This window comes from Streptomyces sp. NPDC058620, assembly GCF_042717135.1.
GTDB lineage: Bacteria > Actinomycetota > Actinomycetes > Streptomycetales > Streptomycetaceae > Streptomyces.
Genome location: NZ_JBHXQO010000141.1, coordinates 1 through 2286 on the forward strand (window position 1 = coordinate 1; position 2286 = coordinate 2286).

The following is a 2286-nucleotide window of genomic DNA, read 5'->3' on the forward strand; positions in this document are numbered from 1 at the left end:
CTCGTCCCCGCCGATCAGGCCGCGGGCATTCCGTCCCTCGCCGAGATCCGCGAGTTCGCGAGCACCGGACTCCCCGCCTTCATGATCCCCTCCGCGTTCGTGTCACTCGACACCCTGCCGCTGACGCCGAACGGCAAACTCGACCGCGCCGCGCTGCCCGAACCTGACGGCGCACGCACGGGTGGCCTCGTGGCTCCGGCCACTGCCGCCGAGGAGCTGCTTGCGGGCATCTGGGCTCAGCTTTTGGGTGTGGACCGAGTCGGCGCAACAGACAACTTCTTCGAGCTGGGCGGGCATTCACTCCTCGCGACTCAGGTGGTTTCTCGCATCCGGGACGTGTTCGGCACCGACATTCCCGTAGCGGCGATGTTCGATCACCCGACGGTCGCCGGGCTGGCTGCGGTTATCGCTGCCTCCACGCCCGGTGCGTCCGCGCCGGAGTGGACGATCGTCAACAGGGATGAGGCGCTGCCGCTGTCGTTCGCGCAGCAGCGCCTCTGGTTCCTGGACCAGCTGGAGCCCGGATCGGTCGAGTACAACCTTCCGATGTATCTGCCCTGGGACGGGGACCTGGACATTGCGATCCTCGGCAAGGCCCTCACGGCTGTGGTGGCGCGGCACGAGGTGCTGCGCACCCGGCTCGTCGCGAGCGCGGATGGCGTGGCGCACCAGGTGATCGACGAGCCCTCGGAGTTCCTGCTGCCTGTGGTGGATCTCTCCGGGGATGCGGAGCCATTGCGCGAGGCGGAGCGGCTGGCCTTCCAGGACGCGACGGCGCCGTTCCACCTTGCTGATGGCCCACTGATCCGGGCCACCTTGATACGGCTGGGCGAGGGGCAGCATCTGCTGGCACTGATGATGCACCACGTGGTGTCCGACGAATGGTCGGCGCGGATCCTGCGACGTGAACTCGTCACGCTGTACGAGGCGTTCCGCGCCGGCGAGCCGAGCCCGCTGGCGCCGCTGGCCGTGCAGTACGCGGACTTCGCGGCCTGGCAGCGTCAATGGCTTGACGGCGAGGTCCTTGAGGGGCAACTGGCCTACTGGAGAGAGCGGCTGGCCGAGGTTCCCGTACTGGACCTCCCCACCGACCGGCCGCGTCCTCCGGTGCGGTCCACCGAGGGGGCGATGGCCCCGTTCACCGTTTCGGCGGAGACGGCGGAGGCGCTGCGTGCGCTGTCCCGTACGAACGGCACGACGATGTTCATGACCCTGCTTGCGGCCTTCAACGTGCTGCTCGGACGGTACGCGAACTCGGACGATGTGGTCGTGGGCACGCCGGTCGCGAACCGGAACCGTGCCGAGACCGAGGAACTGATCGGCTTCTTCGTCAACACCCTGGTGCTGCGCGGTGACTTGTCGGGCAACCCGTCGTTCTCGGAGCTCCTGGGTCGTGTGCGGCAGACGGCCCTGGGTGCGTACGCGCATCAGGACGTACCGTTCGAACAGCTGGTGGACGAACTCGTCACGGAGCGTGACCGGTCGCGCAGCCCGCTCTTCCAGGTGTTCTTCAGCTATGGGGCCGGCGAGGGTGAAGAGGTCCACGGCACGGCCGACGCCGAGGAGGGTTCCGGAGGCCCTGGCGGTCAGGTGGCGGCCGTCTTTGACCTGTGGCTGATGTTGGAGGAGTCCGGCGACGGCACACTCCAGGCGGGTATCCAGTACAGCACTGCGCTGTTCGACGCGGCGACGGTCGAGCGGATGGCGGGTCATCTGGTCACGCTGCTGGACGCTGTCGCGGCCGACGCGGGCCAGAGGGTCGATGAGCTTCCGGTGTTGACTGCGGGTGAGCGTGATGTGGTGGTGCGTGGGTGGAATGACACGGGTGTGGAGGTGTCTGCGGTTGGTGGTGTGCATGGGTTGATTGCTGAGCGGGCTGTGGTGTCTCCGGATGTGGTGGCTGTGGTGTCGGGTGGGGAGTCGTTGACGTATGGGGGGTTGATGGGTCGGGCGAATCGTCTGGCGCATTATTTGCGTGGGGTGGGTGTGGGTGCGGAGTCGGTGGTGGCTGTGTGTCTGGAGCGTGGGGTTGATTTGGTGGTTGCGGCGCTTGCGGTGTGGCAGGCGGGTGGGGCGTATTTGCCGTTGGATGCGGAGTTCCCGTCGGATCGGTTGGAGTTCATGCTGGCGGACAGTGGGGCGAGTGTGTTGGTGGGGCATCGGTCGGTGGCGGGTGGGTTGCCGGTGGAGTCGGTGGAGTCGTTGGGTTCGGTGGTGTGGCTGGATGATGCGGGGACTCGTTCGATGCTTGGGGGTCTTCCTTGCACTTCGCCGGGTGTTTCTTGT

The 2286-nt window shown here is 67.1% G+C and carries 1 protein-coding gene; it reads left to right on the top strand.

Features of this window, described 5'->3' with window-relative positions; all coding sequences use genetic code 11:
- The coding region (locus ACFWSK_RS37665; RefSeq protein ID WP_383796674.1) for a condensation domain-containing protein at positions 1-2286 on the top strand (2286 nt) is incomplete at both ends.